The organism is Streptomyces sulphureus DSM 40104 (genome assembly GCF_000381025.1).
Taxonomy (GTDB): domain Bacteria; phylum Actinomycetota; class Actinomycetes; order Streptomycetales; family Streptomycetaceae; genus Streptomyces; species Streptomyces sulphureus.
On the sequence record NZ_KB905819.1, the window covers coordinates 379908 to 406601 of the forward strand.

At 71.3% G+C, this 26694-nt stretch carries 19 protein-coding genes, 1 pseudogene, 1 CRISPR repeat array and 1 riboswitch; of the genes and pseudogenes, 6 read left to right on the forward strand and 14 right to left on the reverse strand.

The annotated features are described in order from the left end of the window. Positions 1-25: 25 nt before the first annotated feature. The 8 genes and pseudogenes from cas2e to cas3 form a co-directional block, all read right to left on the reverse strand. Positions 26-375, reverse strand: a pseudogene (gene cas2e, locus F603_RS32520) (type I-E CRISPR-associated endoribonuclease Cas2e). Then, a complete protein-coding gene (cas1e, locus tag F603_RS0120920; RefSeq protein WP_019547923.1) occupies positions 372-1334 on the reverse strand; it encodes a type I-E CRISPR-associated endonuclease Cas1e in 963 nt (320 codons plus the stop codon). Before cas1e ends, cas2e begins: the two are co-directional and overlap by 4 nt. Beyond that, positions 1331-2083, reverse strand: a complete 753-nt coding sequence (gene cas6e / locus F603_RS0120925; protein WP_019547924.1) for a type I-E CRISPR-associated protein Cas6/Cse3/CasE — start codon at positions 2081-2083, stop codon at positions 1331-1333. The genes cas1e and cas6e overlap by 4 nt, the downstream gene beginning before the upstream one ends. Further along, positions 2083-2790: a type I-E CRISPR-associated protein Cas5/CasD gene (gene cas5e / locus F603_RS0120930; RefSeq protein ID WP_019547925.1), complete on the reverse strand. Its 708-nt coding sequence runs from the start codon at positions 2788-2790 to the stop codon at positions 2083-2085. Before cas5e ends, cas6e begins: the two co-directional genes overlap by 1 nt. Next, on the reverse strand, positions 2772-3980 hold the full coding sequence (gene cas7e, locus F603_RS0120935) for a type I-E CRISPR-associated protein Cas7/Cse4/CasC (RefSeq protein WP_019547926.1): 1209 nt from the start codon (positions 3978-3980) through the stop codon (positions 2772-2774). Before cas7e ends, cas5e begins: the two co-directional genes overlap by 19 nt. Positions 3981-3989: 9 nt before the next feature. Beyond that, positions 3990-4661 carry a type I-E CRISPR-associated protein Cse2/CasB gene (gene casB / locus F603_RS0120940; RefSeq protein ID WP_019547927.1) on the reverse strand — a complete coding sequence of 224 codons (672 nt, stop codon included), beginning with the start codon at positions 4659-4661 and terminating at the stop codon, positions 3990-3992. Further along, on the reverse strand, positions 4658-6379 hold the full coding sequence (casA, locus tag F603_RS0120945) for a type I-E CRISPR-associated protein Cse1/CasA (protein WP_019547928.1): 1722 nt from the start codon (positions 6377-6379) through the stop codon (positions 4658-4660). The genes casB and casA overlap by 4 nt, the downstream gene beginning before the upstream one ends. Further along, complete coding sequence (gene cas3, locus F603_RS0120950; protein WP_158678666.1) at positions 6369-9308, reverse strand: CRISPR-associated helicase Cas3'; 2940 nt, start codon at positions 9306-9308, stop codon at positions 6369-6371. Before cas3 ends, casA begins: the two co-directional genes overlap by 11 nt. 200 nt (positions 9309-9508) lie before the next feature. Then, positions 9509-10147: direct repeats of the CRISPR family, unit length 29 nt; unit sequence CTGCTTCCCGCGCACGCGGGGATGGACCC. 196 nt (positions 10148-10343) lie between these two features. Here cas3 and F603_RS0120955 point away from each other — a divergent pair. The 4 genes from F603_RS0120955 to F603_RS0120970 all read left to right on the forward strand — a co-directional run bounded on the left by F603_RS0120955 (position 10344) and on the right by F603_RS0120970 (position 16469). After that, complete coding sequence (locus F603_RS0120955) at positions 10344-11105, forward strand: response regulator transcription factor (protein WP_078503713.1); 762 nt, start codon at positions 10344-10346, stop codon at positions 11103-11105. A 2-nt stretch (positions 11106-11107) separates the two neighbouring features. Continuing rightward, positions 11108-12613: a sensor histidine kinase gene (locus tag F603_RS0120960; RefSeq protein WP_245600847.1), complete on the forward strand. Its 1506-nt coding sequence runs from the start codon at positions 11108-11110 to the stop codon at positions 12611-12613. Positions 12614-13086: 473 nt separating this feature from the next. Beyond that, the gene (locus tag F603_RS0120965) at positions 13087-14421 is read left to right on the forward strand and encodes a glycosyltransferase (protein ID WP_019547933.1); all 1335 of its coding nucleotides are present in this window, start codon (positions 13087-13089) and stop codon (positions 14419-14421) included. Then, complete coding sequence (locus F603_RS0120970) at positions 14418-16469, forward strand: ArnT family glycosyltransferase (protein ID WP_019547934.1); 2052 nt, start codon at positions 14418-14420, stop codon at positions 16467-16469. The genes F603_RS0120965 and F603_RS0120970 overlap by 4 nt, the downstream gene beginning before the upstream one ends. A 508-nt stretch (positions 16470-16977) precedes the next feature. Here F603_RS0120970 and F603_RS0120975 read toward each other — a convergent pair. From F603_RS0120975 to F603_RS0120995, 4 genes are all read right to left on the reverse strand, one after another. Beyond that, positions 16978-17331: a hypothetical protein gene (locus F603_RS0120975; protein WP_019547935.1), complete on the reverse strand. Its 354-nt coding sequence runs from the start codon at positions 17329-17331 to the stop codon at positions 16978-16980. 558 nt (positions 17332-17889) lie between these two features. Next, positions 17890-18114 (reverse strand): hypothetical protein, encoded by a 225-nt coding sequence (locus F603_RS35980; RefSeq protein ID WP_019547936.1) that lies wholly within the window; start codon positions 18112-18114, stop codon positions 17890-17892. An 861-nt stretch (positions 18115-18975) separates the two neighbouring features. Then, the gene (locus F603_RS0120990) at positions 18976-19854 is read right to left on the reverse strand and encodes an LLM class F420-dependent oxidoreductase (protein WP_019547937.1); all 879 of its coding nucleotides are present in this window, start codon (positions 19852-19854) and stop codon (positions 18976-18978) included. 406 nt (positions 19855-20260) lie between these two features. Continuing rightward, the gene (locus tag F603_RS0120995) at positions 20261-21067 is read right to left on the reverse strand and encodes a histidine phosphatase family protein (protein WP_019547938.1); all 807 of its coding nucleotides are present in this window, start codon (positions 21065-21067) and stop codon (positions 20261-20263) included. Between the two features lie 313 nt (positions 21068-21380). Between F603_RS0120995 and F603_RS0121000 the strand changes: the two genes are divergently transcribed. Both F603_RS0121000 and F603_RS0121005 read left to right on the forward strand, forming a co-directional pair. Beyond that, positions 21381-22745 (forward strand): MFS transporter, encoded by a 1365-nt coding sequence (locus F603_RS0121000; protein WP_026328602.1) that lies wholly within the window; start codon positions 21381-21383, stop codon positions 22743-22745. 131 nt (positions 22746-22876) lie between these two features. After that, a riboswitch (cobalamin riboswitch) is annotated at positions 22877-22995 on the forward strand. Between the two features lie 81 nt (positions 22996-23076). Next, the gene (locus F603_RS0121005; protein ID WP_019547940.1) at positions 23077-23841 is read left to right on the forward strand and encodes a (2Fe-2S)-binding protein; all 765 of its coding nucleotides are present in this window, start codon (positions 23077-23079) and stop codon (positions 23839-23841) included. Positions 23842-23856: 15 nt separating this feature from the next. On the opposite strand, the gene F603_RS0121010 is transcribed toward F603_RS0121005, so the two are convergent. Continuing rightward, positions 23857-24450, reverse strand: coding sequence for a MarR family winged helix-turn-helix transcriptional regulator (locus tag F603_RS0121010; protein WP_019547941.1), 594 nt, complete (start codon positions 24448-24450; stop codon positions 23857-23859). Between the two features lie 547 nt (positions 24451-24997). Further along, positions 24998-26524: an alpha,alpha-trehalose-phosphate synthase (UDP-forming) gene (locus F603_RS0121015; RefSeq protein ID WP_026328603.1), complete on the reverse strand. Its 1527-nt coding sequence runs from the start codon at positions 26522-26524 to the stop codon at positions 24998-25000. Positions 26525-26694: the final 170 nt, after the last annotated feature.

Sequence of the window (26694 nt, forward strand, 5' to 3'; positions counted from 1 at the left end):
CCAGGCGTGCATGCGGTGCCCCGACTCAGCGACCGTAGCGGCGGCGTTTGGCTGTCGTGCTCCAGCCCTTGCGGGGCGTGTGCGGCTGGGGGTGGTGGGTTGCTCGGTGGGGCGGTTGATGAGGGTGACGCCCTCGTGGTCGGTGGGGTGCCAGTGGTGGTCGTGGGTTTCGAAGGTGTAGCCCTGTTCGGTGTCGGTGGTGTACGTGAGGAGTGCGCGGCCGTTGCGTGCGTACTGCTGTACCTCTGACCAGAGGGCGTCGCGGATGCGGGACGAGGGGCTGCCGACGAAGACGCCGGGGGAGACCTCGAGCAGCCAGCGGGTGAGGTAACCCCGCAGCCCCGTGGGGCAGTTGGAGAGGACGATCACGGTCACCAGATCAGTCCCTCGCCGAGGTTGCGGCCGGACTCCAGCTCCTCGCCGCGGTCGGACTGGAGCGACACCCGGTCGTGCAGTGGGTCTTCGGCCTCCTCTGCGGTGCTCGGCGTCATTCCCGGGGCGAGCAGTGTCTTCACGTCGTGGACGCAGCGCTCCAGGAGCCCCGCGGTGTGGACGCGGTCGCGCAGGGCGCGACGTACGCGGGGGCCGACGTCCTCCGGGCTCTCCGCAGCCACCTCGAAGGCGACCGGGATGCCGATCTCGGTCTTGTAGAGGTCAGCGATGTCGAGTGCGAAGGACAGCTCGTGGCCGGAGTGGACGAACCCCAGCCCGGGGACGCAGCCGAGCGCCGCCACCACGCTCTGCGCGATGCCGTACATGCACTGGCCGGCGGCGGTGACGGCCTGGTTCGGTGCGTCGCCTGAGGCGAAGTCACCCTGGATGTAGTGGCGTCCGTGCCAGCGGATGCCGGTGCGGGCTGCCTCCGTGCGGTAGCACGCCTTGACCCGGTCGCCCTCCATGCCGAGCAGTTTGCGGCGGCTGCACCCGGCCGGGTTCTCGTCGGGGAACCGGAGCGCATACATCGCACGGGCGACGTCCAGCCGCGTCCGGGGGTTCGCCCACAGCCGTGCCTGGGCCCCCGCCATGGCGGAGGAACGGGAGAGCGCCCGGCCGCCCGCGTAGTAGCGCACACCGTGTTCACCGACCCAGACGACGCCGACGCCGCTCTCTCCCAGCAGACGGATCGCCTGTTGGGAGACCTTCGTGCCCGGTCCGAGCAGCAGGGTGCCGATGGTTGCCGAGGGAATGTGCCGTACACCCTCGCCGTCGGCGGCGGTGATCGCGTTGTCGGCGCAGTGGATGACGGCGCGTTCGAGGTAGACGAAGGACAACCGGTCGCCGATCCGGGTGAGTTCGCGTGGCGAGGAGGCGCCGCGCTTGCCGACTGTGGTCACGGCTGCCCCTCCGGTGCCAGGGTCAGCAGTCCGCAGCCGTACGCCTTGCCGCGGCCGATGCCCTGGGTGAGGGCGTTCCGCAGGGCGTCCGGGTCGGTGACTTCGAGCCGGCCGCTGAAGGCGACGGTGACGAGGGTGACCGCGTCACCGCGCCTGCCTCCGTCCTTCGGGCCGGTATGCGGTGTCGGGTCGTCGGGGCGTTTGCGGAAGGCGAGGTCGCGGCGGGCGTGGACGGTGGCGGCGTACCGGTGCAGTGGGTCCTCGGCGTCCGGTGCCACCCCGGGGAGGAGCTCGAAGCCGTGCCGCGGCTGCTGTCCGAGCAGCCAGCCGAGTTGGTGGCGCGCGGTGACGTGGGCAGTGCGCTTGGTCGGCTCGCCCTCGTGGCGACGGATGGAGTGCACCGGGTTGGCGGTGAGCCGGAACGCCCAGTGGTCGCCCTTGGCCAGGCGTCCCAGGAACGGGCGGTAGTGCCGGCTCTCCCAGCCGGGCGCGTCGGGCTCGGTGAGGGTGGGCCAGCCGGCCTGCTCCACCAGGTGCGTGAGGTCGGGGCGGTCGGGGCTGACGACGTACAACTGCACGTCGGTGCGCGTGCGGTGGTCCAGCCGCCAGAGGATGCGGGGTCGGGCGGCCGGATCGGCGGGCAGGCCGGGGAAGCCGGCGAGTACCGCCGCGTGGAGCCGCTGGGGGGAGGAGAGGAGGTAACGGGTCCCCGCGCGGGCGGTGTTGACGCGGAAGCGGGTGAGGTACATCAGTCCTCCTCCAGCGGCAGCATCGGGTCGTGCGCCGGAAGCACATGCGCGCCCGGCCGTGGGACGGTGTCGTGCCGCACCGATCGGCGGGCGTATCGGCGATGGTGCGGATCGAAGCTGAGCGGTTGGTCGGAGACGATGTCGCCGGGGGGATCGTCCGGGGCGGAGTCGAGGAGCACGGGAAGGTGCTTCGGCGCCGTCCCCCGCCGGTACCACCGGGAGGCGAGCCACGGGTGGTTCCGCAGCGCCTCCTCCAGGTCCGTCTCGTGCTGTACGCCCTGTTCGAGCGGGCGTGCCGGCGGGCAGGCGCGGCGGCCGAGGAACGGCAGGAAGTGCGGCGCCCGTACCGCCGAGTGCAGTTTCTCGATGAGCGTGCGTTCGCCTTCGACGGCGGCGAGGAAGACCGCGTCGGCGAGGTAGAAGCGCTCGGTGATAGGCATCGCCTTGTCGCTCACCTGGTGGTGCGCGGTGTGGAAGTCCCGTACGCGCGTGCCGGGTTGGTCGATGCGCACGCCGAAGCGCAGCGCGGCGAGGTCGGACAGGTCCGCGGTGCGGGGGCGCCCCTGAGCCGCGGCGAGCAGCCCGACGACGCCGCTCTTCGTCGGCGCGGATTCCGTGGATCGCCGGGGGAAGCGGGAGGCCGCGCCCCAGGACTGGAGGGGACCGGCTAGCTGGAGCAGCAGCACACTCACCGCGTACCGCTCCACCGCTCCGCGACCGCCGCACCGACGCCCTCCACCAGCTCGTCGAGGGTGACAGCCGTGCCGACGTCGGCGAGTTTGGCGGTGTTGCGACCGACGGACACCACCCAGGTCGCCACGGCCGTCTCGCCGAACTTCTCCTCCACCTCGGCGATCTGCTCCGCCAGCCGCTCGCTCGCCTGTCGGACGTGACCGCTGCCCGACTCGGCCATCGTCGGCTCCTCGAACGCACCCACGAAGCTGACGGGCCGACTCTCGCGCAGCTTGACCACGATGGCGTCCGGTGGTGTGTGGTGAGCGAAGGTGTTGATCTTTCCGGTCGGCAGTGAGGAGGCGAAGCCGCGGACGAATGCCTCCACTGCGCGGCGCACGGGTGCGGCCGGGGCCGCGCTCTCGTCGAGTCCCTGGCCGAGGTTCTCGGCGAGCCGGTCGACGTCGAGTGCGGCGTAGCGGTACAGCGTGGCGGAGTTGAACTCGACGGTGCCGATCATTCCGGCGCCCGTCTCGTCCTCCTCGTTCTCGTCGTCCACCGCCGTGTAGTAATCCGACTCGTTCTCCACCGCGTGGACGCTCAGGGCATGCGCGACCTGGGCTGCGGCGTCCACGTTGATGTCGGCGCCGTCGGCGACCATCCGGCCGAAAAGGGCGATGTCGACGGAGTGGCGGGTGTCGGCGATCTCCCGGGCGCGCTCCCTGTTCTCCTTGCGCTTCAGGAAGCCGGTGATGTCACCACGGCCTTCGACGGCCAACTCAGCGAGTCCGTGCCGCTGCTGGGCACTGAGGAACATCAGGTACGACGACTCGGGCGGCAGCGGCTTCGCCTCCTCGGCCGCGGCGTCGCTCTCCTGGTTCTTCTTCGGCTTCTTGCGCTCCGGCACGGCGAGCTTGGAGCCCGTACCGGCCTCGACCACGGCCTTGGCCAGTTCCCAGGACTCCTCCGGAGTGACCTCGGGCTCGAGTTCCCTGACGGTCTGCCCGATCAGTTCGGCGACCTTCTTCGTGCGCACGCCCAACTCGGCCGGGTCGAGGAGCTGCTTGAACGCGGTGCGGGTGGCGCGCTTCCACGCCTGGCTGGAGACCCGGGACCGGCGCACCCCGCCGTAGACGGCGGTCTTGGGCGTGCCCGTGTCGTCGCGGTTCAGGTTGCTCGGCGGGACCGTCTGGAGGACGTGGATGTCAACGATCGTACGGCTCACGGGGGTTCCTCACTGAGTGGGCTGGTCGGTGGCGGGTGAACCGCCTTCGTCGGGCGTCTGTGCGTCTTCGTCCGTCTTCATTCGCCAGGAGTGGAACTCCCGGCCCCACTCCTGGCGGGCCCGCAGATGCCGGTGCGGATCGAGAGCCTGCTCGATCTGGTCCGCGAGCCGGGCGTAGTCCAGAGGTTCGCCCGCGCGGCGCAGGAGCAGGACCAACTCCCGCAGCCGGTAGGCCAGTACGTTGGCAGAGGTGGCTCCGGCGACGCGGACGAAGCGTCGGCGGAGCGGCTCGTCGATCTCCCCCTGCGGCATCAACTCGCGGACCGCGCCGCCGAGTCGGCGGCCGGGGACGTGCATCCGGGCGGTGCGCTGGGACTGCTGGTGGAGCGCGTACAGGGTGACGGCCAGGTGGACGGCATCGGGCGCATGCTTCCTGTTCCCCGGGAGTGCCCCGTGCGTGTACAGACCCTCGGTGCCGGTCAGGCCGAACAGCTCCGGCACCTCCTCCGGCGACTTGCCTGCGCCCCGCCGGAGTTGGGCGAGCTGGGCGACGGCCCGTGCCTCGTCGTTCAGGTAGCCGCGCTGCAGCGGTTCCAGGAAGGCGTGCACCGTACGGCCCACGAGCCTCAGCTCGTTCGCGTCCCGCCGAGCGGAGGCGGGCGCCGGGCTGCTGGTGGTCATGGGGTGGGCTCCTCGGGTCGGTTCGGCGGGTCGTCGTTGCGGCCGGGCGGGGCGTCGTCCTCCGGCTTCAGGACGCGGGTGCGAAGCTCCCTGCGGAAACTGCGCTCCACGCTCGCGGAGTTGAGCCAGTACGTGCCGCCTTTGGCGGTCGGCAGTACGCGGCCTTCCCAGGCGGCCTCACCCGAGGACTCGACCAACTGCAGGCCGAGCGCGAGCACCCGGCTGTGCGCGGTGCGCCGCCACTCCTCCAGCCGCTCGGCGGCGTCCGTGTCCGAACGCAGCGAGCCCAGCCACTGGCGGAACGGGCCGTCGAGTTCGCCGAAACCTCGGTCGCGTGCCTCGGCGCGCGGGGTCGGCTCGTCGGCGCCTGCGGCCTGGGCCAGCCCCGCGGCGAGGTTTCCCAGCAACCAGACCGCGGTCTCGGCGAGTTGGACGGCCTCCACCGCGGTGTTCGCGAGGCCGCGGTCGTGCTGCGAGAGCAGCACGACCGAAAGGCTCAGGCTGTCGTCGATCACGTCGGCGACCACCGACTGCTGGGTGCCGTACTCGCAGCCCAGAAGCCGGGCACGGATCAGGCGGTCCCTGCCGAGTGCGTCGCTCTCCTCGGCCATGCGCCCCAGCCACTCCAGCACGCGCGGTGCGATCCCGGGCGCCCCGCCGCTGCCCGCCCCCTGCGCCGCGGGCGGATCGCCGGTGATCAGCGAGGCGAGGCCCCGCCAGGCCGTGCGGGCCGGGTCGTGCGTGCGCGGAAGGTAGACGGGGCTTCTGCGCAGCTTCTTCTCCTGCTGCGGGCTGCGCCGCCAGCCCGTCATCGGCTCCCGGTCGTGCATGTCGCGGTAGGGGAGCGGGTCGCCGTACGCGAGCACGACGCCGTACGCCTCCCGGCCGTCGTGGTGCAACCGCACTCGGCGGGCCTGCCAGGTGTACAGGCCGCGCGGCCCGTACGGGCGGGCCTCCGCCTCGGGGAGCGGACCCGATCCAGGCGGCTGCGGGCGGCGCCATACGGGGAGGTCGCCGGCGTCGTGCCGGAGGAGAGCGGCGTCCTCGCGGGGGATCAGGTTGAGGAGCAGCGTCTCGCGCAGGGTGTCGCCCTCGACCAGGACGCCGCCGAGCATTCCGGCCGAACCGACTCCCTGTGGGTATACCTTGCCCGCTTTGACGCGGGGGTCGCCCACTGCGCCCGACTTGATACCCGAGACGTCCCACGCCTGCGCGTGCACGATCCAGCGGGCCGCCTCGGCGAAGGACAACCGCAGGGCGCCGTGCGCGCGCATGGTGAGGAAACGGTCGTTGTTGGGGACGTCCGCGACGATCCTGTCCAGCGAGTGGATCTCGTCCTTGGCCGTTCGCAGGTCTGCCACCTGGAAGAAAGGACGCTCCGGGTGGAGCAGGTCGAACTGCTCCCGGTGACGCGACAGATACTCCGTCACCCTGTCGGCGGGGAACTCTCCCCGCCACAGTTCCTCCCACGCCTGCCGCGTCGGCGGGCCGCCGTCGAGCGCGTCGTAGACCACCGCCAACAGCAGTCGGACGAGGGCGAACTCCTGGGTGGGCAGATCGCCCGGGATGCGTCGGATCCTCTCCAGATGTTGGAAGACGTCGGTGAGCGACAACTCCTTCTCGACGCCGTCGCGAAGGAGGACGGGCAGCCACGGCTGGGTCGTCAGGTCGAAGGAAGGCACGGCTTCGGGGGTCGCTGTGCGGGTGTCATGGAGCACGGGTCACCTCAAGGCCGTCGTCGGGCGAGTAGCGCAGTTCGAAGCCTGCCAGGGAGCACTGACACTCCTCGTCGAGTGCGAGGATCAACTGCCCGGCCAACCAGTGGCAGTCGGGGCCCTGCCAGGCGTCGACGTACAGCTCCTCCAGTTCCGCCACGGCGCGGTCGGCGGTCGCGTAGCAGAAGTGGCGCGGCAGCCGCAGTGCGCTCGCGGCGACGGTTCTGGCACGGTGCGGGTCCGGCGGCGTGGCAGTGGCCAGTTCCAACCCGCCGCGTTCCCGGTCGTGCCGGTCCGGCGGCAGGTGCGGCAGGGTGCGCAGGGTGCCGTCGGCGGTACGCTGCACGACCAGTACTTCCACGCTCTCCTCGGCGTCACGCACCTGCTGCCGGCCGGCCGGGGTGTCGTCCACATCGCCTACCCCCGCGTCGATCCAGCCCAGTAGCGAACGCCCCGGCGATGCCGGTGCGGTCAGCCGGTACTTCCTTGCCTTCTCCTGCTGCTCGGTACGCCGCGCCTCGTCGGCCTTCTCCGCTGCCGCCAAGGCGTCCTGCCAGCTCGCCGGGCCCTGCGCAGCCGCACCGTACGCCTGCTGCACCAACCGACTGATGTCCGACGGAAGTTGTACGGGGCGTACGTCGCACAGGTGCGGCCGAAGCACCGCTGCGGCGCGCAGCAGCGGCCACGCCCCGTACACCGCCGTCGAGCCGCGGACCGGCGCGGGCGGTGGCCCGTCGTCGGCGACCCACTCGACGCCTCCTTCCTCCGGCTCGACGCCGGTGATCAGGCAGCGTGCGGTGCGCAGGCGGGGCGGGCGCTCGCGTTCGTGGCGGTGGAGGCGGCCCATCCGCTGGAGGACGAGGTCGACCGGAGCGAGGTCGGTGACCAGGAGGTCGAAGTCGACGTCGAGCGACTGCTCGGCGACCTGGCTCGCCACCACGATGTGCGCGGTCTCGGGGCGCCGCTTCGCGCAGGTCTCCGGTGGGCCGAAGCGCTCGCGGAGGTCGGTGTCCTTGGCCGCGCGGTCCAGGTCGACGAAGCGTGCGTGCGCGACCGTCACTGCGTCCGTGCCGAAGCGCCCGCGTAGAACGGCCGCGGTCTCCCGGACCCGGTCCACCGTGTTGCGGACGACCAACGCGCAACCCCCGGCGTCGAGTTCGACGGCGAGGCGGTCGGCGAGCGCCTCCGGGGCGTCCGCCAGCGCCTCGACCAGGACGTCCGCGGCCCGTCCTGAGGCGGCCTTGGCGCGCTCGATCGCCGTGCCGCCCGGGGCGACGGCGGTGAGCAGCGGGTAGGCGTGCGTGGTCCCGTCCGTGTGCGGTGCGTCCGGGTACGCTTGTGCGCCCGCGTACGCGCGGGCCAACTCCCGTCGGCGCGCGGCGGGGAGCGTCGCCGAGAGCACCACGACCGGTACCCGGTAGGCGCCCAGCCAGGCAAGGGCTCCGTCCAGGTAGGTGTCCATGTACGCGTCGTACGCGTGCGCCTCGTCGATCACGACCACCTTGCCGGCCAACGCGAGGTGACGCAGGGCGAGATGACGGGTCTTGAGCGCGCCGAAGAGCAACTGGTCGATCGTGCCCGCGACGAAGGAGGAGAGCATCCCCTTCTTGCGGCCGCGTAGCCATTGGTGGGCCACCAGTTCGGCGGTGTGCGAGACGCCTCCGCCTTTCCGGGACGTCCCCACGTCGTCCGGCGCCAGCTCCAGGGGACGGGAGGGGGCGTTCATCAGCGCCGTGTAGTGCGGGTTGAGCGCGGACTTGGCGTGGGCGAGGAAGACGGAGTGCGCGCCGCGGTCGCAATGCTCGTCCGGCAACCGGTCCAGCCACTTCTTCAGCCGCGGGAACATCGCGTCGCCTGTCGCACGGGTCGGTAGCGCGAAAAAGCAGCCACCCGCGCCCGACCGGGCGGCGAACACCTCCGCCACGGCGAGCGCCGCCTCCGTCTTTCCCTCGCCCATCGGTGCCTCGACGATCAGGAGGCCGGGCTCGGGAAGTTCGCGGGCCAGTTGCACGGCCCTCGCCTGCACCGGGCGCACACTGGCTCCGGGCGGGAGGGCGAACCGGGCGCCGTAGTGGGCTTCCGTACCCCGCGGCGGGTCCACCGCCCGCCAGGGCGCGGGGAGTTCGAGCCCCCGCCAGGCAGCCTCGACCCGCTCGGCGGAGGTCTGCTCCTGCGCCTCGGGGAAGTAGGGGAAGAGATCGGGGTTGCTCGCGATCCAGTCCGCCACGATCACCGTCGCCGACAGCAACACCTGGACCGGCTGGGGGAGTCGCACGTCCCGCCATACCGGCAGCAGCTCCGTCACCCCGCTCGCTGCCGCGGCCGCGTCGAGCAACTCCCTCTGGACGCCCCGCCACAAGGTCTCACTCGCGCCGCGTGTACGCAGCAGGTCGGATCTGCCGCGGAGCAGCCTGACCTGCTCGGCGTCGGGCGGCACGCCGTGGTGTCCACCGACGACGACGGTGAACTGCCCCCGCGCAGCCTTCGGGAACTCCCAGTGCTGCTCCAGCCATTCGTCCAGAAGGATCTGTCCGGCCAGGCCGTGCGGTGCCGCGCTGCGGTCGGCGAGCAGACGCCGGGTGGACATCACAAGCCCGCTGTCCTGCATGGCGCCTGCAAGGTCCTCCACCTGGCAGGCGAAGGCCGGTGTCGCCTTGCCGACGTCGTGCACCGTCGCCAGCCACACGGTCAGCAGCCGTGCCTGCTCCTCCCCGCCCGGCAGGGCTTCGGCCACCAACTGCCGTACCTGCCGCGGCAACCAGCGGTCCCACAGCAGGCCTGCGACCGCACCGCTGTCCGCCATGTGCCGCCACAGCGGCAGCCACGCACCGCTCCTGCCGCCGTCGCGCTGGTCGGACTTCGCCCACACCTTTCGGGCCGGGAGCGACAGGGTTTCGCCCAGATGCGGCGGAGGCGGGGGTGTGGCGGGCATGCGGAGGATTAGATCCTGTGATGGGGGGTGGTGTCAGGGTGTTGAATGAATTTGAGCGGTAAGTTCTTTTGTTTGTCAGGGGGTTGGGGTGGGTGATCGGGGGCGGGGGTGCTTCGGCTGGGAGGGTGGGGGGAATGTCTGGATTCCCGGAAGTTGCTTGGGGAGGGCTTGCCTTGGGATAGAAGCGCAGGTGGGGGAGACTGCTTCCCGCGCACGCGGGGATGGACCCGGGGGCCAATCACGCTGGATGAGGAGGACGTGCTGCTTCCCGCGCACGCGGGGATGGACCCGAACAAAGCCACCGCATCGAGCCCGAGACCGACTGCTTCCCGCGCACGCGGGGATGGACCCCAGGCGCGGGCGGAGGCCCATCCGTGGTCGTGCTGCTTCCCGCGCACGCGGGGATGGACCAGCCGGGGACGGGGTGCTCTGCGAAGGGTGGAGCTGCTTCCCGCGCACGCGGGGATGGACCCGCTGCCCGTCACGCTGGTCAGCGCCTTGGGGACTGCTTCCCGCGCACGCGGGGATGGAGCCGCACCGACAATGCCGAGTGTGATGCCGAGGCACTGCTTCCCGCGCACGCGGGGATGGACCCGGGACTCGCGCGGGGACCTGGCGCTCAACCGTCTGCTTCCCGCGCACGCGGGGATGGACCCCGAGTTCGACGCATACTCATACGCTTGTGCTGCTGCTTCCCGCGCACGCGGGGATGGACCCAGGGCTTGCGGCGGGTGCTTGCTGTAGTGGCGCTGCTTCCCGCGCACGCGGGGATGGACCCGCCGCCGTACGACTCGGCGAGGCGGCCTTCCACTGCTTCCCGCGCACGCGGGATGGACCCCAGATCGCCGCGACGCTCAACGCCGGCGGTGACTGCTCCCCGCGCCCGAGTGCCACCCCCGTCCTCCGCACGGTTCTCGACACACCACAGCCCCGCTCGCTCCCGGGACCCCGACGCTCCGCGAGGCACCCGAATTCACACCCCCTGCACACCCCTCTCTAAGAAAGCTCTCAGAGCCGCCGCCCACAATCGGCCGCATGTCCTCCCTCTCCCTCCCCCAGCCGGCCCATGCACCCTCCGCCGAGCTTGCGGGGACGTCTCGTGGGAACGGGGCACCGGTGCGGGTGCTCGTCGTGGATGATGAGCCGTCGCTCGCGGAGTTGTTGGGGATGGCGCTGCGGTACGAGGGGTGGGAGGTGCGGACGGCCGGGGACGGGGGGAACTCGGTGCGGTGCGTGCGGGGTTGGTGGCCGGATGTGGTGGTGCTGGATGTGATGTTGCCGGATGTGGACGGCATCACTCTGCTGGGGCGGCTGCGTCGGGAGGTGCCGCGGGTGCCGGTGCTCTTTCTTACGGCGCGTGATGCCGTGGAGGACCGTATCGCCGGGCTCACGGCGGGTGGCGACGACTATGTCACCAAGCCGTTCAGCTTGGAGGAGGTCGTCGCGCGGCTCCGGGGGCTGCTGCGGAGGGCGGGGGCCGTGTCGACGCGGGAGGAGTCGCGGCTCGTCGTCGGGGGGCTCGTGCTCGACGAGGAGAGCCATGAGGTGTGGCGCGACGGTGCGGAGGTGCGGCTCACCGCGACCGAGTTCGAGCTGCTGCGGTACCTGATGCGTAATCCGCGGCGGGTGTTGAGCAAGGCGCAGATCCTCGACCGGGTCTGGTCGTACGACTTCGGTGGTCAGGCGAACATCGTCGAGCTGTACATCTCCTATCTGCGCCGCAAGATAGACGCCGGGCGGACGCCGATGATCCACACTCGGCGGGGCGCGGGGTACCTGATCAAGCCCGCGGAGTGACGGTGGGGAGCTCCGCGGAGAGGCCGTCCGAGGCGGGGCGGCGGCGCGTGCTGCGGTCGTTGCGCGGGCGGCTGGTGGTCGCGTCGGTGGCGCTGATCACGGTGGTGGCCGCGGTGATCGGGACGGTCACCACGATCGCCCTGCATTCGTATCTCCAGCGGCAGTTGGACACGCAGCTCACCGACGTCTCGCACCGTGCCGCCGGGCCGCCCGGCCTTTCCGAGCCGCCGCACCGCGAAGCGCTGGACTTCCTCACTCGCGGGGGTCAGCCGGTCGGCACCGTCGGAGCCGTCGTCGCGGAGGGTGCGGACGAGGTGACGAAGGCGTCCGTGAGCGTGCAGCGGTCGGAGGACTCACGGCCGGGCGGGGTCACGGCGAAGGGGCTGTCGGCGGAGCAGACCGACGCCCTCGACGGCCTTCCCCGGGACGGCCGAGCGCACACCGTCTCGGTGCCCGGGCTGGGCGACTACCGTGCCATGGCCGTGTCCGGCGGCTCTTCAGGCGAGGAGTTGCTCGTGGGGCTGCCGTCCGATTCGGTCGACGGCACTGTCGACACGCTCGTCGTCGTCGAGGTGTGCGTCACCGCGGGCGGCGTCGTGGCGGCCGGACTTGCCGCTTCCGGTTCCGTGCGGCTGGCGCTGCGGCCGTTGCGGCGGGTGGCGCGTACGGCGACGCGGGTCTCCGAACTGCCGTTGCACCACGGCGAGGTGCAGTTGCGCGAGCGGGTGCCGGAGGCCGACACGGACCCGCGCACCGAGGTGGGACAGGTCGCCGTCGCGCTCAACCGGATGCTGGGGCACGTGGGTTCGGCGCTCGCGGCCCGGCACGAGAGCGAGACGCGGGTGCGGCGGTTCGTCGCCGATGCCGGCCACGAGCTGCGCACCCCGCTCGCCGCCATCCGCGGCTACGCCGAACTCACCCGCCGCGGCGAAGAGGAGATCGGCCCCGACACCCGGCATGCGCTGGGCCGTATCGAGTCCGAGTCGGACCGGATGTCCGGCCTCGTCGAGGACCTGCTGCTCCTCGCCCGGCTCGACGCCGGGCGTCCCGTGGAGCGCACCACGGTCGACCTGGTACCGCTCCTCGTCGACGCGGTGAGCGACGCGCGTGCCGCGGGCCCGCGGCACAGGTGGCGGCTGGAACTTCCCGAGACGCCCGTCGAGGTGGACGGAGAGCCGGCGCGGCTCCAGCAGGTCGTGGCGAACCTGCTGGCCAACGCCCGTACCCACACGCCGTACGGCACCACTGTCACCGCCCGTCTGCGTCCGCCGCACGACGGAGGAGGAGCGCGGATCGAGATCGACGACGACGGTCCCGGCATCCCGCCGGAGACGCTGCCGCACGTCTTCGAGCGGTTCGCCCGCGGCGACGCCTCCCGCTCCCGCGCGCACGGCAGCACGGGGCTCGGGCTCGCGATCGTGCAGGCCGTGGTCGCCGCGCACGGTGGCGCCGTGAGCGCGGACTCGTGGCCGGGGCGGACGGTGTTTCGCGTGGAACTGCCCGGGTGACGTCGGGCAGCTCGCCGGCCGGCTCCTTGGACCGGGGCCGGGCGTGGTCGACCGCCGGGTGGGGCGCGCCTTCTCGTGGCCGGCGGATGCTGAGGGCCGCGGCCCCTGTTCGCCACCGGACTCGATGACCGGCACCGGTCGTACGGGCGTGGACTGATGCGGCGGGCGGGGCGGAGAACTCGTCGGACCGCCAGGTGTCGCCGACTTCGGTACGGGCAGCTCGGCCGTGACTGTGGCCCTGAGCGCGGTCGTACGTGGCCCGTCCGGCCGATGCGGGACGGCGGACTCCGAGTCGGCCGACCGTGTGTGGGCGTCGACGTCTCGCGCTCGTCACGTCCGGGTTTCTCGGCCGGAACGCCGACGACCGGCCGTTCCGTGGCGACGGCTGCCGGCAGGCTGGACGGTGCGGAACTCACAGCCGGCGCACAGGTGCTGCACACCGGGCTGACAGGGCGGGTCGCGACAGTGCGGGTATGAGAGTCGAACGCGCCGGAGGTTCCGGTTCCGAGAGTGGTGCGGACGTCGTCGGGGTGCTGCCCGTGCGTCGGCCGCTCTCGGTCGAGCGGCGCCATGGCCGTGCCGGGGCCGTCCTCCACATCGTCGTACCCGTCCACAACGAGCAGTCCGGGCTCGATCCCTGCGTGCGGAGACTGCGTGCCTTCCTGCGGGAGACGTTCCCCTACGGCTTCCGCATCACCGTGGCGGACAACGCGAGCGTCGACGCCACGCCCCGCGTCGCTGCCGCGCTCGCCGAGGAGTTCGCCGAGGTCGACGTCGTGCGGCTGGAGGAGAAGGGGCGTGGGCGGGCGCTGCGGCGCGTGTGGGGGGCGTCCGTCGCGCCGGTGCGCGCCTATATGGACGTCGACCTGTCGACGGACCTCAACGCGCTGCTGCCGCTGGTCGCGCCGCTCGTCTCCGGCCACTCCGACCTCGCCGTCGGGACCCGGCTCGCCGGAGGCTCCCGGGTGGTGCGCGGCGCCAAGCGGGAGTTCGTCTCCCGTGCGTACAACGTGCTGCTGCGCCGGTCGCTGGCGGCGCGGTTCAGCGACGCGCAGTGCGGCTTCAAGGCCGTCAGGGGCGACGTCGCCGACGCGCTGCTGCCGATGGTCGAGGACGGCGGCTGGTTCTTCGACACCGAGCTGCTCCTCCTCGCCGAGCGCGGCGGACTGCGTATCCACGAGGTCCCGGTGGACTGGGTCGACGACCCGGACAGCCGGGTCGACGTGGTGCGCACGGCCCTCGAAGACCTCAGGGGAGTGTGGCGGGTCGGACGGGCGCTCGCCTCCGGGCGGCTGCCCCTCGACCGGCTGCGGCGGCCCTTCGGCGACGACCCGCGCGACCGCGAACTGTTCGGCGTGCCGCGGAGGTTGCCGCAGCAGCTCGCCGGGTTCTGCGTCGTCGGCGTGCTCAGCACGCTGCTGTACCTGGGCCTCTACGCCGTGCTGCGGCAGGGCGTCGGTGCGCAGGCGGCCAACGCGTGCGCACTGCTGCTCACAGCCGTCGGCAACACGGCAGCCAACCGCCGGCTGACCTTCGGTGTGCGCGGCCGTGTCCGCGCCGCCCTGCACCAGGCGCAGGGCCTCCTCGTCTTCGGCATCGGCCTGCTGCTCACCAGCGGCTGCCTCGCGGCGCTCGCCGCCGCGAACCCGGACGCGTCGCACGGCACGGAGCTCACCGTGCTGATCGTCGCCAACCTCGCCGCCACCGTGCTGCGGTTCGTCCTCTTCCGCGCCTGGGTCTTCCCCGAGCCGAGCGGCCGCAGCCCCGCATCCACCGACCCCGACCACGAACGGACACCCGAGCGATGACGACCCCGCACGGCCGCGCCGCACCCGCGTCGGCCTCCCGCTTCCGCACCCGGCAGGCGGACAGGCCGCGCTGGGAGCGGCCCGCGTTCTGGGCACTGCTCCTCGCGACGGGGGTGCTCTACCTCTGGAGCCTCGGCGCTTCCGGATACGCCAACTCGTTCTACTCCGCGGCCGCACAGGCCGGCGGCGCCGACTGGAAGGCGTTCCTCTTCGGCTCGCTCGACGCGGGCAACGCCATCACCGTCGACAAACCTCCTGCCGCGCTGTGGCCGATGGGGCTCTCGGTTCGCCTCTTCGGGCTGGGGAGTTGGCAGATCCTGGTGCCGCAGGCCCTGATGGGCGTCGCCACGGTCGGGGTGCTCTTCGCAGCCGTACGCCGCCGGGTCGGCCCGGGCGGCGGGCTGCTCGCCGGGGCCGTGCTGGCGTGCACGCCCGTCGCGGCGTTGATGTTCCGCTTCAACAACCCGGACGCGCTGCTCTGCCTGCTGATGGTCTGCGCGCTGTACTGCGCGGAGCGGGCGGTCGAGGACGCCCGTACCAAGTGGCTCGTGCTCGCCGGGGTGTGCTTCGGATGCGCCTTCCTCGTCAAGACGTTGCAGGCGTGGCTCATCCTTCCGGTGGTCGCCGTCGTCTACCTGGTGTGCGGGCCGACGCCGCTGCGACGCCGGCTGTGGCAGCTACTCCTCGGCGGCCTCTCGACCCTGGCGGCGGCGGGCTGGTGGGTCGCGCTCGCGGAGCTGTGGCCCGCCGGGTCGCGCCCGTACATCGGCGGCTCGCAGACCGACAGCTTCCTCGAACTCACCCTCGGCTACAACGGGTTCGGCCGGATCACGGGCGACGAGACCGGCAGCGTCGGCGGAGGCGGCGGCTGGGGCGAGACGGGACTCACCCGGCTCCTCGACGCCGAGACGGGCGGGCAGATCTCCTGGCTGCTGCCGGCCGCGCTGCTGCTGCTCGCCGCCGGTTTGCTGCTCACGCGCAGGGCGGCCCGCACGGACCGGAAGCGTGCGTCGTTCCTGCTGTGGGGCGGCTCGCTGCTGTGCACCGGTGTCGTCTTCAGCTTCATGTCCGGGATCTTCCATGCGTACTACACCGTGGCGTTGGCCCCCTACGTGGCGGCCCTCGTCGCCCTCGGCGGTGTGTCGGTGTGGCGCGCCCGCGAGAGGGTGTGGTGTGCCGTGGTGCTCGCGGTCGCGGTGGGCGGGACGGCCGCGTGGTCGTACGCGCTGCTCGCGCGGTCGCCCGAGTGGTTCCCCTGGCTGCGGTGGGCGGTTCTCGCGGCGGGTGTGCTCGCGGCGTGCGGGCTGCTCGCGGTGCGCGTGGCGCCGCGCGGGCTGACGGCGGGCCTGGCGGTCGTCGGCCTGCTCGCCGCGGTGGCGGGTCCCGCGGCATACGCGTTCTCCACGGCCGCGACGCCGCATACGGGTTCGATCGTCAGCGCGGGGCCCGGCGATGCGAGGGGCGGGCCCGGGGCCGGGCCACCCGGCGGAGGTCCGGACGGGAAAGGCAAGGGTGCGCCCGACGGGCAAGGTCCGTCTGGTGGTTCGGCAGGTCAGCCGCCGCAGCCGGGCGGGGGCGTCAAGGGCGACGGTCGTGGGCCGGGGAACCGGCCCGGCGGGCAGGGGCCGGGCGAAGGCCAGGGCAACTCGCAGCAGGGGCAGGGCCGTCCGGCCGGTGGGCCGGGAGGCGGGCTGCTCGACGGCGGCAGCGTCTCCGCGAAGGCCGAGACTCTGCTGAAGAAGGACGCGTCCTCGTACACCTGGGTGGCGGCGGCGACCGGCTCGCAGAACGCCGCGAGCTACCAACTCGCCACCGGCGCCCCGGTGATGGCGATCGGCGGCTTCAACGGCAGCGATCCCTCGCCGACGCTCGCCGAGTTCCGGCAGTACGTCGAGGACGGGAGGGTCCATTACTTCCTTGCGGGCGGCACGGGCGGACCCAGCGGCGGGCAGGGCTCCGCGTCGAGGATCAGCACGTGGGTACAGGCGCACTTCGAAAAGGTGAAGGTCGGGGACGCTACTTTCTACGACCTGACGAAGCGGAAGTAGAGGCGTTGGGGTAACTCCCCGTTGTCTTCTGGGCGGAGCCGCTCGGTCAGCCGGGCCGTGCAGCACATAAGTGGGCGAGCGGGGGAGCAGCAGAGCGGTCAGCGCTGCGCGTTGGACGCGCTGGTGTGCGTTGCATTCGGGCACGGACCGGGGCCGTGCGGTCGGTATGAACATGGCGCTCGAGGGGAGGGGGTTCGGCCTGGACGCGGACGGTCGGACGGGTATGTCCGCGGACGTAGGTCGCGAAGAGTGCACAGGCCGAAGGTCCTGCTTACCCAACCGTCCGTGCATTACTCGGCGTTCGGCGCTGCGGAGCTCAGTCCGGCCCGTCCAACTGACGGGAACGACGGACGAGCGCCAGACGGCCGCCCCTCCGGGCGCACGAACGGGAAGCCGAAGGCCGGACACGGCACAGTCACCCAGCCCCGGCCCGCTCGACCGAGGGCGCTGAACCCCGGCGTGCACTGCGAAACGCCATGCACTCGAGGTTGGACAGCGAAGCCCCGCTTCACCCGTCCTGGAGCACCCCTCCGACCCGTCCGTCCAGCCACGCCAGCCCCGCCCAGGAGAGCAGCGCGAGCGTAAGCGCCGATGTCGCTGCGGACGCCGCTGTGCGGGTGGGGAGTTCCGTCCTGTCGCGGAGGGCGGCGCCCGTCAGGCCCCAGGCTGTCACGGTGAGGGCGGGGAGGGCGAGCAGGAGGAGCGGTAGCTCCACATAGAGCAGGGACCAGTCGCGTTGACCCTCGAAACTGCCCCGTACGCCGGGACCCGCACCGTGCAGCCATACGCCGAGTCCTGCGGCCTCGGCGACTACGGCGACCAGGCAGCCGAGGACGCCGGTCGGTTCAGCGTGGTGTTGCATGCTTCTGCGGACGTCTCCGTGCGCGGCTCGGGTTCCCGGACGTCTCGTTCCTTCGGCCGAGGATGCGCCCGTACGACTGGCCGTTGGTCCGAGGCGGCGGGGGTTGTGACGGGCGGAAGCTCGGAGAGTGAGTCGGTAGGGCCGGCCGTGCAGGGATCGTTGAGCACTGCATGCAGCGCATCGTTGTCGCCGGAGTCGTCGCCGTCCTGCTCGCCGGGGTGTCGTGCTGGTGTGGAACCTGCTCGACAACACCTCGGTGGCGACCGCGCCGGGGATCGCGCGCGTGGTGCCGCGTGCCGGGGTCGGCAGAAGGCGAAGGAGAACTTCGCCCGTCCGTGCGTCGAGGAGGCGCCGAAGTCGGTGAGTTGCCCGCGGGGGCTGCGCGCCGAGCAGTGGGACACGGGTCGAGTGCGAGGCGGAGTTCGAGAACGGCACCAAGCCGATGCCGGTCTCCACGACCGACGTGAAGGGCGACCGCGTGGTCTTCGACTACGGCGTCGTCGAACGCGAGTCCGCGGACGGCAGGTAGCCGGTCGGGAAGCGGTGTGGCCGTGCGGTTCAGCCGACGACCACACCGCAGCGCCATGCCCAGGCCGCTATTTCGACGCGGTTCCGCAACTTCAACTTGTCCTGGAAGCTGGCGAGATTGAGCGACGCGCGGTCCTCGGGCAGGAGTACGGCGAGCGCCGCGACCACCCGGGCGCCAGCCTCCGCCAGACGGCGGGGCCGTTGATCTGCGACGTCGCTGCGGTTGAGCACGTCGACGAGCCACAGCAGCGCCATGGCTGTCAAAAGGGCGGAGCCGGCCGTCCGCTGCGGAGCCGCGGGTTCTTCGCCGGGGATTCGTCTATCTCTGACACCGGTGCAGCGTACGAAAGGCACCGTCGGCGCGGGCTCGGCCGAAAGGACGAGCGGGGGCGGCGGAACCGGCCGGGCGGCCGAGGCGGCACCCGGAGTGCGGCGAGGACGGTGGGCGCATGGATCACGCTGCCGACCTCCCGGTGCTGCTTGGCACTGGCCTCACCAAGGCCTACGGCGCCACCCGCGCTTTCGACGGCGTCGACCTCGCGGTGGGGCCGGCGAATCGCTCGCGGTCACGGGGCCTTCCGGCTCGGGCAAGTCGACGCTGTTGAACTGCCCCGCCGGCGTCGGCGGGCTTCGCTCGATACCGGGTCGTCAACAGGGTGAGTCCGACGTTGACGCCTGGCTCCGGGCTTCGGGCTCCGAGCCCCGGGTTTTGCGCTTCGGGCTCCGAGCCCCGAGCTCCGAGCCCCGAGCTCCGAGTCCCGAGCCCCGAGCCACGCGCTTCGGGCTCCGAGCTTTGGGCCCCGAGCTCTGTGCTCCGGGCTTCGGGCTCCGGGCTTCGCGCCCCGAGCTTCGGGCTTTGCGCTCCGGGCCCCGAGCCCCGAGTCCCGAGCCTCGAGCCACGCGCTTCGGGCTCCAGGCCTTGCGCTCCGAGCCCCGAGCCCCGAGCCCCGAGCCCCGAGCTCCAGGCTTCGGGCTTCGGGCTCCAGGCTTCGGGCTCCGGGCTTTGCGCTCCGAGCCCCGAGCTTCGGACTCCGAGCCCCGGGCTTTGCGCCCCGAGCCCCGAGCCCCGAGCCCATTCCGAGCCCCAAGCCCCAGGCCCCGCACTCCGAACCCAAGTCACCCCAGCGACAACATCTCCGCAACCCGCTTCCACCCCCTCCGCGGAAGGTGCCCCGGCCCGCTGCCGTCGAAGACCTGAAGGGCGAGGTGATCGGCGCCGGCCTGTAGGAAGGCATCGATACGGGCGCTGATGTCCTGCTCGCTCCCCCATGCGAAAAGGGCGTCGATAAGGCGGTCGCTCCCGCCGTTGGACATGTCGTCCTCGGTGAACCCGCCCCGCAGCCAGCTCTTCCGGTAGTTGGTGAGCCCCAGGTAGAAGGAGACCGCTTCGCGGGCCCGCGTACGGGCGCGCTCCGGATCGCTCTCCAGGACGACCCCGAGCTCCGGGCTGAGAACCGGCCCGTCGCCCAGCGCTTCCCGTGCATGCGCGACCTGTTCGGCCGTGACCAGGTACGGCATCGCTCCGGCCGAGCGATCCCTGGCGAGACGGAGCATCCGGGGACCGAGCGCCGCAAGCGTGCGCCGCAGGGGAGGAACGGACGTGGGACAGCCGTCCAGGATGTCGAGGTACTCCACCATCGCGCTGTACGGCCGCCGGTAGTCGGCGGCGGCCTGCGGATGGCTGACGCCGAGCCCGAGCTGGAACCGCCCCGGGTAGACCGACTCCAGCGCGTCGAGGCGGAACGCCGTCTCCTGTGCCGGCAGCCGCCAGATCGACTGGATCGCCGTGCCGATGATCATGTGCTGCGTGGCTCCGAGCAGCGGCGTCGCGTTGTCGATGGTGCTGTTACCGACCCACAGGGTCCCGTAGCCCATCCCCTCGATTTCGGCGGCGACGTCCGCCTGCTCGCGGGTGTCCTGCGCATGCAGGGGGCAGAAAAGGCCGTACCTGCCGAAATCGGGCACCAGGTTGGGTGCGATGCCTTCGCTGGTCAAGGGGGCTCCCTTCGGACGGGCGGGGTGGCGCACGGCGCCCGGGATCGTCGGTGAGCAGCATCCTCGCACCGGCGCTACCGCGACCGGGTGAGCCGCCGCCGTGTGTCAGGCGGGTGTGGAGGCCGCAACGAAGCGCACGCACCTCGTGCGTCGGAGCTGCGAGCAGCCATGGCCGGCACAGGCGTACGGGTCAAGCGCGCTGACAGCCACGTGCGTTGGCAGGTCGAAGCGCTGTTCCCCGAGCACGCTCGCTGCCGGGAAGCCCCGAGCCGTCGACGGTGCCTTCGCGGTTGCACACGCAGGACCGAGCGGCACGGGACACGGCCGACTCGTCCGCGGCAACCTCCAGCCGTCCAACAACGGGTAGCCCGCCGCAACCGCTGCCGGCAAGTGCCGCCTGCCCGAGTCAAGTTGCCCGCCACTCTTCCCCATCCTCCAAGTGCGCGGTGCACCCGAACTCCACGAGGCTGACCCACCGGCCCAGGCGGCGCCAGTGCGAAACCGATGCGTTGGGTACCGGCAGGTCGAGCCGGGGAGGAGCGCCGAGCCCGGCGAGGATCTGGCGCAGTGCCTGGACGACGGAGTCGTGGGTGACGAGGAGAAGTTGCCGACCCTCGGACACCGAGGCGGCAAGGTCGACGAGGAAGGCGCGCACCCGCACCGCCACATCCGCGATCGACTCGCCGCCGGGCGGCCGGTAGAACCACTCGCCCAACCGCCGCCGCCGCTCGGCCTCCTGCGGCGACGCGGCACGGACTTCCGCAGGCGTGAGCAGCTCGTGAACGCCCGTCTCCCGATCGCGCAGCCGCTCGTCCACCACGACCGGCGGGACGGCGACGCCCGCCGCCTCCAGTTCGGCGGCGATCGACTCCCACGTCTGCCGGGCCCGCACGTACGGCGAGACAGCCACGATCCACGGCCGCTGCTCGGGGCCTCCCATCTCGGCCAACCACCGTCCAAGACGGGCCGATTGACGCACACCGGCGGCCGAGAGCGGTACCTCCGCGTCGGTCTCCTCGCGGCTCGGGGCGTCTGCGTGCGAGCGCGATGCCGCGGCGAACCGGGCGTTCGCAGTCGACTCGCCGTGCCGGACGGCGACGACCTCGTCGAGTCCGGCGTTCCAGGCGAGTACGGCCGGGCGTGCGCCGTACTCGGTGTCCCCGTCGGCCCGTGGGCGCCGTTGCGGCGGGTAGGGCTCGTGGTCGGCTGCCATGGTTGCTCCGTCGGGAGAGCCGCGCCCAGTGGGCGTGTGCAAGTGCGAATGTCAGGGTGCCGTCAAAAAGTCAACGGGCGCAGAGGTGGCCTTAGTTGGTCATCATGCGCCAATCGGGTCGCCCTCTTGTGTGTATCCGTCGGCGAGTCGTGTGTGCCGATGGGCGGCGGCAGATTGCCCGGTGGTGAGCTGGACGAACTCCCCGCTGCCGGAAGCGGTTTCGGTGCGGTAAAACCTAAGCGCTTAGTGATTGACCCCTTAGAGAAGACGCGCTTAGTCTCGCCGCGACTTCGTTGCTCGCGGAAGGAACCCCATGGCAACCGTGGCCCGAAAAACCGAGCCGAGCTCAGTGGCGGCCCGGCTCGAACGACTCCCGCACTCCCGTTGGCACGTCAAGGTGCGCTTGCTGATCGGTGTCGTCACTTTCTTCGAGGCGTTCGACCAGCTCATGGCTGCTTCCGCTCTTCCTGTGCTCACCGAGGAATGGGGGCTCAGCGGTGGTCAGGCCACGTTCGCCATCACCTCCGGGTCGGTCGGCATGCTCGTGGGAGCTCTCGGTGCCGGGTGGCTCGGTGACCGGATGGGACGGGTGCGAACGGTCGCGCTGGGGACCGCTGTCACGGCCGTCTTCAGCGTCGCCGTCGCGCTCTCCACCAACATCGAACTCTTCGCGCTCTTCCGCTTCGTCCAGGGCCTCGGTATCGGCGGTGTGGTTCCGGTGGCGGCGACGTACATCAACGAGATCGTCCGCTCGGACAGCAGGGGCAAGATGGTGCTCCTCTACGAGCTGATCTTCCCCGCCGGTCTCACCGCGGCCACGCTCGTCGCCGCCTGGGTGGTGCCGAACCTTGGTTGGCGCGCACTGTTCCTGATCGGCGGGCTTCCGATCCTGGTCGCTGTCGTGCTGCGTCGGCACGTGCCCGAATCCCCGCGCTGGCTCCTGGCGCAGGGCCGTGAGGCGGAGGCCGCGGAGATCATCGCGCGGATCGAGGACGAGGTCGTACGGGCGACAAAGAAGCCGCTGTCGGAACCGGACGCGGAGATCCCCGCCGAGCAGTCGGGCGGCCGACTGCGGGAGATCTTCACCGGTAGGTACCTCAAGCGCACCGTGGTCCTCTCGACCCTGTGGTTCGTCGCCTACTACGTCAACCACGGCATCGCCGTCTGGCTCCCCTCGCTCTACACCTCGCACTTCGGGTTCAGCCTCAGCACCGCGCTCTATCTCACCGTGCTGAGCAACCTCACGGGCCTCTTCGGCAGCTTCGTGATGGCGATGGTGATCGACCGTGTGGGGCGCCGCCCCGCCTTCACCTTCGCGCTGGGCGCGCTGACGGTGACGCTCGCGGCACTGGCGATCGCCGGCGCGACGTCCGGCGCGCAGGTCGCCGTCTTCGCCTCCGTCGCGACGCTCTTCGTCTTCTCCATGAACGCCGGCCTCTACCTCTACTCGCCGGAGCTCTACCCGACGCGAAACCGTGCGATGGGCGCCTCGTTCGGCGGGCTGTGGAACCGGCTCGGCGTCATCCTCGGCCCGATCGTCGTGGGAGCGATGATGAATTCCGGCGCGAGCCTGCGTCTCGTCTTCCTCCAGTTGGCCTGCGTCGCCGCCGTGGGCGCCCTGGTCGCCTTCTTCTCGCCGGAGACGAAGGGCAAGACGCTCGAGGAGCTCAACTCCTAGGTACCGCTGGTTGCTGTCGCCGTCGGCCGTACGCGACTCGCGTTCGGCCGCGGCGCGTTCAGTACTGCCGGGGCCCCTGGCGTACGGCGTGCGCTGCTGCGATGATCGGTCGAGTATCCGCGGCGGCGGACGAGGAAGCCGGTGGGAGTCCGGCACGGTACCGCCACTGTGAGGGCGAGCGAACCCGCACGCAGCCACGGCCCGTAGGGCCGGAAGGCCGGGGGAGCGAGGAACCCGAGTCAGGAGACTCACGCCGCCGCGCCTCCACCGACCGGGGCGGAGTTCCCCGAGAGAGGGCAGGTGCCGTGCGCGTCCCTTACCAAGAGCACCTTTGCAGCCCCCGTACGCGGACCGGTTCGACACGTCCGCCGGGCGGCTCCCGATGACCCACTACCTCGCCCAACTCCGTCACGTCGGCCGGCACTTCGACGTCGCGACCGGTGCACGCGACGACGCCAGGAATTTTTCTCCCCTCGCGGAGGTCTACACGGGTCGCGACGGCGCCCTGGAGCGGTACGCCTGCCACGTCGCGGAGGTCATCGGCACCGAGGAGCCGCGCGTCGCCGCATCCACACTCCACCTCGGCCTGGTCGCACGGTTGGCCTCGTTGACGCTCGGCTCGGCCGCACTCGGCGGAGCCGTGCCCGATCTGCGGCCCGAAGCGCTCCACTGGCGCGCCCCCGGCGGCGTCGTACATCTGTGGCTGCCGGAACTCCGCGAACTCCCCGCGGAGAAAGGCCTCTCCGAGAACGTCCGCCAGACCTTCGCGGCACATCTCGTCCAACTAGACGCTGTTGTCCACCGGTTGTGGAAACTCTCCCCGCAAGTCATGCGCGGGAACGCCGGATCGGCAGTGGCGGGCGCCGTCCGAGTCCTCGGCCGCGAATACCCGGAGGCGGGGCGACGGGCCGCACGACTCGCCGCGACCCTGCTTCCACGTGAACCCCTGGCGGGAGCAGGCGAGTTCAGCCTCAGCGGGGAGACGCTGGCTTTCGTGCGGAACAACTGCTGCCTCTACTACCGCGTCAGAGGCGCGGGTACCTGCGGGGACTGCGTCCTGCGCGACCACCGGAGGACACGAGAGCCGGCCGCCTGAATCCGACGTGCCCCGTCAGACCTGCGGCATCGCGATCCTGCCCTCGAGTACGGCCAGCAACTCGGCGAGCACACCGGCGAGTTCGTCCCGGCGGGGGACCGGGAGGCCGGAAAGCAGCTCGGCCTCGTAGGCGAGTTGCTCCGGCATGAGCCGGTCGATCAGCGCCCGTCCCTCCTCGGAGAGCGAGACGTGCACGACGCGTCGATCCCTCGTCCCCGTCCGCCGCTCGACGAGCCCGCGGTCCCTCAGTTGCTTCAGCCGCTTGGTGACGGCGGCGCCCGAGGCGAACGTCTGCCTGGCGATCTGGCCGGGGGTGAGCTCCCTGCTCTCCCGCCGGAGCGCGCCGAGGATGTCGAACTCGGCGCGCGCCAGGCCCTCGTCGGCGAGCGGGGCGTCGACGGCCTGCTGAAAGAGCGCCGCACAACGGTTGACCCGACCGATCACCCCCATCGGGCCGGTGTCCAGGCGCGGATCGAGCTCACCCCACTGCCGCCTCGCGCGCGCCACGACGTCCTCGACGGGTTCCCCCAGCCGCGTCGCTGCCTCCGGCGACGGGGCCGCCTCCCGGGCAGTGACCGCCTCGGCGCCTTTGCCGGACTCCTCCGCCACGTCTCTCTCCTCTCGGACAGGCTGCCCGATCATTCTCCCGCTGCTGTTGCGCTCTCCGTCGACCGGTCTGCGAGTGCCGCCCGACGCCCGGGCGCTGCGAGCCGCGTGCGCCTGGATCAGCGAGGTGACGGTGATCAAAGCCCAGTACGGGTGCAGCAGGGGCGAACCCGGTTCTTGTACACGTCGCCAGGTGATGAGGAGTCCCCGCGTGCGCTGGCGCGTGCGGCGTGACGTGGGGATGCCGGGGTGGGGGCTCTTTTGGGTAAGTGTTCCAGTGCGGAAGTTAACTGGTGTTTCATCTATAAATGGAATCAGGAATCAGGAATCAGGAATCAGGAATCAGGAATCAGGAATCGGGGCTCGGGGCTCGGGGCTCGGGGCTCGGGGCTCGGGGCTCGGGGCTCGGGGCTCGGGGCTCGCGCGGGCCTATGGGGCCGGGGGCTGCAAGCGAGCCCGCCGGTTCCGCATAGTGGCTGCCGTCCCAGTTCGCGCCTGAACCGACCGGACGATTCGGCGGCTCTGTGGGCGAGGTCCCGTTGCCTTCGGACTAACGGGCGATCTGCTTGAGTGCCTCGAGCTGCCCGAGAAACCAGTCGGTCGGGGGCAGCGCGGTGGCAGCCGCCGCCAGGCGCTGCGTACGCGTCTTCTTCTCCGCCTCCGTAGCCCTCAGTGCGTCGGCCAGAGCACGAGCGGTGCCCTCGACATCGAAGGGATTCACCATGTACGAGTCGCCTGCCAACTCCGCGGCGGCACCGGACTCTCGGGAGAGTACGAGTGCGCATCCTTCGTCGGACACCACCGGCACTTCCTTGGCCACGAGGTTCATTCCGTCCCGGATCGGATTTACGAGAGCAACGTCAGCGATCCGGTAAGCAGCGAGCGAACGAGGAAAATCGTCCTGAACGTGGAGAATCACGGGAGTCCAATCGGGACGCCCGAAAGCTGAGTTGATCTCTTCGGCGACCCGTGCGACCTCATCCGTGTAGTCGCGGTAGATGGCGAGATCCTGACGGGAAGGATAGGCGAACGCGAGGTGCACGACACGTTCGCGCCACTCGGGATGGTCGGCGAGGAGCCGGCGGAACGCGTACAGACCCCTAACGATGTTCTTGGAGAGCTCTGTCCTGTCGACGCGCACGACGGTGCGGCGCGCCACGCCTTGGACCTCGCCGATCTGGGCGCGCAGTTGGCCGATCCGCTCGTCGACGTCCGAGCGGTGGGCCCTTTCGTTGAGGAACTCGCCGTCGGCGCCGAGCGCGTGGACGCCGAGACGCGTCGTGCCTCCGTCGTGGTCGATCTGCAGCTCGTCGCCGTCCCTCGAGACCGTGGCGCCCAGCACGCGCACGCAACAGTCGGCGAATGCCTGTGCCCACCTGGATGTGAGGAAGCCTGCGCGGTCGGCACCGAGGATGCCGCGCAACAGGCGTTCGGCCTCAGCGTCCGGAAGCATCGCGAAGTAGTCCGGCGGGGCCCACGGAGTGTGCGAGAAGTGACCGATGCGCAGATCTGGGCGGGCTTCTCGAAGAAGCGCGGGTACGAGAGACAGGTGGTAATCCTGCACGAGCACGACGGCATTGTGCGCCGCTTCCGCTGCAAGGGCGTCGGCGAAGGCCTTGTTGTAGCTCTCGTACGCCTCCCATTCCTCGAAGAACTGCGCATCGAACGACGGCTCGACAGGGGTCTGGTACAGCATGTGATGGACGAACCAGAGTACGGAGTTGGCGATGCCGTTGTACGCACCGGCAAATACACCAGCCGGGATTTCGAGCATACGCACGGTCTGCCCTGCGGTGTCCGTCGTCTCCAAACGCCCGTTGGAGCGCCGCGCGGCTTCGCGGTCCCCGTCGCTCAGGGCCGCGCACACCCAGATCGCGTCTGCGTCCGACCCGATGGCTGAAAGGCCCGAGACCAACCCGCCGCCGCCCCGCTTCACGGTGAGTGCGCGGCTCTCAGAGGCACTGTCTCCGGACTTCCGGCCAGTACCAGGGGCCGAGTCGTCGAACGAGTAACTCACGGGGCCTCTGTTCGACGCGACCAAGACCCGGGCTTGTCCCTCGGCGGCTGCAGCGACCATGAGCGGAGCTTAGCCCCACCTCCTACCGCCCAAACGTACGGAACACGGAAGTGTGCCGTGCCTCCTCACACGGAGAGCCGTTTTCCTCGGGGCTCGGGGCTCGGGGCTCGGGGCTCGGGGCTCGGGGCTCGGGGCTCGGGGCTCGGGGCTCGGGGCTCGGGGCTCGGGGC

Coding starts and splice junctions, on each gene's coding strand:
- F603_RS0120965 (WP_019547933.1), top strand. CDS start 13,087: ATGAGAGTCGAACGCGCCGGAGGTTCCGGTTCCGAGAGTGGTGCGGAC.
- F603_RS0120975 (WP_019547935.1), bottom strand. CDS start 17,331: ATGCAACACCACGCTGAACCGACCGGCGTCCTCGGCTGCCTGGTCGCC.
- F603_RS0120970 (WP_019547934.1), top strand. CDS start 14,418: ATGACGACCCCGCACGGCCGCGCCGCACCCGCGTCGGCCTCCCGCTTC.
- F603_RS0121000 (WP_026328602.1), top strand. CDS start 21,381: ATGGCAACCGTGGCCCGAAAAACCGAGCCGAGCTCAGTGGCGGCCCGG.
- F603_RS0120955 (WP_078503713.1), top strand. CDS start 10,344: ATGTCCTCCCTCTCCCTCCCCCAGCCGGCCCATGCACCCTCCGCCGAG.
- F603_RS0120995 (WP_019547938.1), bottom strand. CDS start 21,067: ATGGCAGCCGACCACGAGCCCTACCCGCCGCAACGGCGCCCACGGGCC.
- F603_RS35980 (WP_019547936.1), bottom strand. CDS start 18,114: ATGGCGCTGCTGTGGCTCGTCGACGTGCTCAACCGCAGCGACGTCGCA.
- cas6e (WP_019547924.1), bottom strand. CDS start 2,083: ATGTACCTCACCCGCTTCCGCGTCAACACCGCCCGCGCGGGGACCCGT.
- casB (WP_019547927.1), bottom strand. CDS start 4,661: ATGACCACCAGCAGCCCGGCGCCCGCCTCCGCTCGGCGGGACGCGAAC.
- F603_RS0121015 (WP_026328603.1), bottom strand. CDS start 26,524: ATGGTCGCTGCAGCCGCCGAGGGACAAGCCCGGGTCTTGGTCGCGTCG.
- cas3 (WP_158678666.1), bottom strand. CDS start 9,308: ATGCCCGCCACACCCCCGCCTCCGCCGCATCTGGGCGAAACCCTGTCG.